Raw genomic sequence first — 4,499 nt, 5'->3', positions numbered from 1 at the left:
TGGCACCGCGCCTCCCGTCTCGCATTTCCACACCACCTGACCGCCGACAGCGAACAGACGCGAAGTGGTGCGTTGCACCCGATAAGTTCGACATCAAGCGACAACTGAACGGGAGCTTTTCCATGGCCGAAGCAACACTGAACCCCAGTGTTTTTGACCGCCTTCTGAGAGACCGGATCGTGTGGCTCGGCTCCGAGGTCCGCGACGACAACTCGAACGAGATCGCAGCGAAGCTGCTGATGCTCGCCGCCGAGGACCCTGAGAAGGACATCTACCTCTACATCAACTCGCCCGGTGGCTCGATCACCGCCGGCATGGCGATCTACGACACGATGCAGTTCGTGCCGAACGACATCGTCACGGTGGGCATCGGCCTCGCCGCCTCGATGGGGCAGTTCCTGCTCTCGTCGGGCACGCCGGGCAAGCGCTACATCACCCCGAACGCGCGTGTGCTCCTGCACCAGCCGTCCGGTGGCTTCGGCGGCACGGCTGCCGACATCCAGACGCAGGCGAAGGTCATCCTCGACATGAAGCAGCGGATGGCTGAGCTCACGGCGGAGCAGACCGGCAAGTCGATCGAGCAGATCCTCAAGGACAACGACCGCGACAACTGGTTCACGGCGCAGGAAGCCCTCGACTACGGCTTCGTCGACCACCTCCGTGCCTCCTCGACCGAGGTCGTCGGTGGTGGTGGCACCGTCGGCGACGGCGAGACCCAGACCGACGCAGCCGAGCCCGACGCCCGGTCCTGACCCCCACCGAAGAAAAGGAAACGAGAATGCACCTCCCCATGCTCGGTGGCGCGCAGAACGTCCCGGCCCCCACTGATCGGTACATCCTGCCGAGCTTCGAAGAGCGCACGGCCTACGGCTACAAGCGGCAGGACCCGTACGCGAAGCTCTTCGAGGACCGCATCGTGTTCCTCGGCGTCCAGGTCGACGACGCGTCGGCCGACGACGTCATGGCCCAGCTGCTCGTGCTCGAGTCGATGGACCCGGACCGCGACATCGTGATGTACATCAACTCGCCCGGTGGCTCGTTCACCGCGATGACGGCGATCTACGACACGATGCAGTACATCCGTCCGCAGATCCAGACGGTCTGCCTCGGTCAGGCCGCCTCGGCGGCGTCGGTGCTCCTCGCTGCCGGTACTCCCGGCAAGCGTCTGGCGCTCCCGAACGCCCGCGTGCTCATCCACCAGCCGGCTGTCCAGCAGGGCGGCGGCCAGGCCTCCGACATCGAGATCCAGGCGGCGGAGATCCTCCGCATGCGCACCTGGCTCGAGGAGACCCTGTCGAAGCACTCGAACCGCACGGCTGAGCAGGTCAACAACGACATCGAGCGCGACAAGATCATGTCCGCCGAAGAGGCGCTCGAGTACGGCCTGATCGACCAGGTCCTCACGAGCCGCAAGAACCTGCCGGCGCTCGTCAAGTAGCGCTGCACGACGAAGGCCCCGCACCGATCGGTGCGGGGCCTTCGTGCGTCGGGATCAGTCGTCGGCGGGGTCGTCCTCGGCCGCGGGTGCCGGACGGCGACGGAGCAGCAGCAGGAGCGCGACGACGAGGCCGACGAGCACGACACCGCCGGCCCCGATCCACAGGGCGTCGGACGCCGTCGAGTCGGTGTCACCCGAGGCGGTGCCCGTGGTGTCGGCACCCGCACTCGACGTGCTGCCGGCGGTGGCGCAGACGGGCGGGGTGGACGAGCCCTTCGCCGGCGTGAAGCCGTCGGGGGCATCCCACGTGAAGCGGTACTCGTCGGACACGGTGTGCCCGTCGGCGGAGACGATCTGCCACTCGACGGTGTACTTCCCCGACGCGCCGAGTGCGGCCTTCGTCGTCATCGAGGGGCCGTCCACGTCGAGGCAGCCGTCCTCGTAGTACTTCCCGTCGGGGCCGACGATCCGGTACGCGAAGCCCGAGTTCGTGTCGTCGATGTCGAGGAGCTTGTCGTTCGTCGTGATCTCGAAGGCCTTCGGCAGCGAGGTCAGCGTGCCGTCGACCTCCGGGGTCGAGGCGATCATGTAGTTGTGCGCGCTGGCGGGGCCGGCCAGGCCGAGGACCGCACCGCCTGCGATGGCGAGGGTGGCTGCGACACCGGCACCGCGCCTCCCGGCAGCACGGGAACGGCCGCGCGGTGCACGCGCGGCCGGTCCCTGGGAGCGACGGGTCACTTGGTGACCCGTCGGCGGGTCGAGGCGACGGCGACGACGAGTGCTGCGGCGCCGAGCACGAGGCCGCCGAGGCCGAGGAAGCGGCCGACGAGGTCCGGGTCGCTGTCGGTGCTCGTCTCGGACGCAGCGGTGGTGGCCTCGACCGGGTCGCCGTCGGCCTCGGTCGCGACCGCCTTCGTCAGCACGATCGAGGGGGCCGGGTGCTCCGGTTCGGCCTTGCCGTCTTCCTGCTGCTGGTCCCACTCGGTGGCACCCTTCGCGCACGTCTGGGTCACGGGGATCTCGACGCGGTCGCCGGGCTTGCCGTCCGGCAGTGAGAACGACAGGGAGAAGGTGTCTCGCTCGTCCGCGGGGAGCGGCGTCTTCGCGGTGTAGGTGACGGCGGTCACGCGCTCACCCGCGTGCTCGGTGGACTCGTCGTCCGCGGAGGCGGAGGGGCTCGTGTACGGCTCGGTGGTCTTCGTGATGGTCCAGTTCGGGTTGACGGTCGGGGTCACCTCGATGATGCTCTCCGGGAGGTGGAAGGTCAGCTTCGTGGTGGGGGAGCCGTCGCAGCCGTGCGGCACCGAGAACGTCGCGGTCGTGTAGGAGTCCGCCGCGGTGGAGGTGGCCGTGGCCTCGACGTGGGCGCTCGCGGCGGCGGCGGTGCCGAGGACGATCGCGGCGGTGACACCGAGGGTGGCTGCACCGAGGACGGCGACACGCTTGGGCATGGGGTTCCTTCCGGGAGTTCTACAACTTGTAGAGGAGACTCGGCAACGGTAGCAGGATCGAACGCCCTGGGCGAACGCGCTGCGCGAAACCCGCCGGGTGTCGCGGTGGCTGTCGTGGGTTGCGGTTAGGCTCGGAAGCAGCCGGTGGATCAGCACCGGGAGGATCGTCAGGCGTCGGTTCCGACGGAGTCGTCGCACGGCCGAGGGAAGGCACGCACATGGCACGCATCGGAGAGAGCGCCGACCTGCTCAAGTGCTCCTTCTGCGGCAAGAGCCAGAAGCAGGTCCAGCAGCTCATCGCCGGTCCGGGCGTCTACATCTGCGACGAGTGCGTCGAGCTCTGCAACGAGATCATCGAGGAGCGTCTGGCCGAGGCGGGCGAGGACACCACGAGCGGTGACTTCGAGCTGCCCAAGCCCCGCGAGATCTTCGACTTCCTGCAGGAGTACGTGATCGGGCAGGACCCGGCGAAGCGTGCGCTAGCCGTGGCCGTCTACAACCACTACAAGCGCATCCGTGCGCAGGGGCAGATCACGGCCGCCGAGGACCGCGACGACATCGAGATCGCGAAGTCGAACATCCTGCTCATCGGGCCGACGGGCTGCGGCAAGACCTACCTCGCGCAGACCCTGGCGAAGCGGCTCAACGTGCCGTTCGCCGTGGCCGACGCGACCGCCCTGACCGAGGCCGGCTACGTGGGCGAGGACGTCGAGAACATCCTCCTCAAGCTCATCCAGGCCGCCGACTACGACGTGAAGCGCGCCGAGACCGGCATCATCTACATCGACGAGGTCGACAAGATCGCCCGTAAGGCCGAGAACCCGTCGATCACCCGCGACGTTTCGGGCGAAGGCGTGCAGCAGGCGCTGCTCAAGATCCTCGAGGGCACGACCGCCTCGGTCCCGCCGCAGGGCGGCCGGAAGCACCCGCACCAGGAGTTCATCCAGATCGACACGACGAACGTGCTGTTCATCGTGGCGGGGGCGTTCGCCGGGCTCGAGGACATCGTGTCCTCCCGGGTCGGCAAGCGCGGCATCGGCTTCGGTGCTCCGCTGCACAGCCCGCTCGACCAGCAGGACCTCTACGCGGACGTCCTGCCCGAAGACCTCCACAAGTTCGGGCTCATCCCGGAGTTCATCGGTCGTCTGCCCGTCGTGACCACGGTGTCGCAGCTCGACCAGGCAGCGCTGATGCAGATCCTCACCGAGCCGAAGAACGCGCTCGTGAAGCAGTACCAGCGGATGTTCCAGATCGACGGGGTAGAGCTCGAGTTCGATCGGGGTGCGCTCGAGGCGATCGCGGACCTCGCGGTGTTGCGGCAGACGGGTGCTCGTGGGCTCCGGGCGATCCTCGAAGAGGTGCTCGGGCCGGTGATGTTCGACGTGCCGTCCGAGGATGATGTTGCACGTGTCGTGATCACCCGCGAGTCGGTGCTCGAGAACGCTGCGCCGACGATCGTTCCGCGGCCGAGGGCGAAGCGCGTCGAGAAGTCCGCGTAGCGCGGGCGCGCGCCGGGGGCTGGGCGCTTCGCGCGCTGCCGCGTGCTTGCGTTCCGCGCCCCGGGGCGGGCGTTGCGCCCCGAAGAGCCGGGGCGCAATGGCCGCAGCGGG

At 68.4% G+C, this 4,499-nt stretch carries 5 protein-coding genes; 3 read left to right on the top strand and 2 right to left on the bottom strand.

Annotation, left to right across the window (positions count from 1 at the left end):
* Positions 1–122 precede the first annotated feature (122 nt).
* The gene (locus Q7F20_RS17835) at positions 123–752 is read left to right on the top strand and encodes an ATP-dependent Clp protease proteolytic subunit (RefSeq protein WP_305741402.1); all 630 of its coding nucleotides are present in this window, start codon (positions 123–125) and stop codon (positions 750–752) included.
* Between the two features lie 26 nt (positions 753–778).
* Positions 779–1,438 carry an ATP-dependent Clp protease proteolytic subunit gene (locus Q7F20_RS17830; protein ID WP_305741401.1) on the top strand — a complete coding sequence of 220 codons (660 nt, stop codon included), beginning with the start codon at positions 779–781 and terminating at the stop codon, positions 1,436–1,438.
* Positions 1,439–1,492: 54 nt separating this feature from the next.
* Here Q7F20_RS17830 and Q7F20_RS17825 read toward each other — a convergent pair whose 3' ends face one another.
* Positions 1,493–2,176, bottom strand: a complete 684-nt coding sequence (locus Q7F20_RS17825; protein WP_305741400.1) for a copper resistance protein CopC — start codon at positions 2,174–2,176, stop codon at positions 1,493–1,495.
* Positions 2,173–2,889: a YcnI family protein gene (locus Q7F20_RS17820; protein WP_305741399.1), complete on the bottom strand. Its 717-nt coding sequence runs from the start codon at positions 2,887–2,889 to the stop codon at positions 2,173–2,175. Before Q7F20_RS17820 ends, Q7F20_RS17825 begins: the two co-directional genes overlap by 4 nt.
* A gap of 218 nt (positions 2,890–3,107) precedes the next feature.
* Here Q7F20_RS17820 and clpX point away from each other — a divergent pair, with 218 nt between their 5' ends.
* Positions 3,108–4,388 (top strand): ATP-dependent Clp protease ATP-binding subunit ClpX, encoded by a 1,281-nt coding sequence (gene clpX, locus Q7F20_RS17815; RefSeq protein WP_305741398.1) that lies wholly within the window; start codon positions 3,108–3,110, stop codon positions 4,386–4,388.
* The last annotated feature ends 111 nt before the right edge of the window (positions 4,389–4,499 follow it).

The organism is Curtobacterium sp. A7_M15, from assembly GCF_030705415.1.
GTDB lineage: Bacteria > Actinomycetota > Actinomycetes > Actinomycetales > Microbacteriaceae > Curtobacterium.
This window is presented reverse-complemented; position numbering and strand designations above follow the sequence as displayed.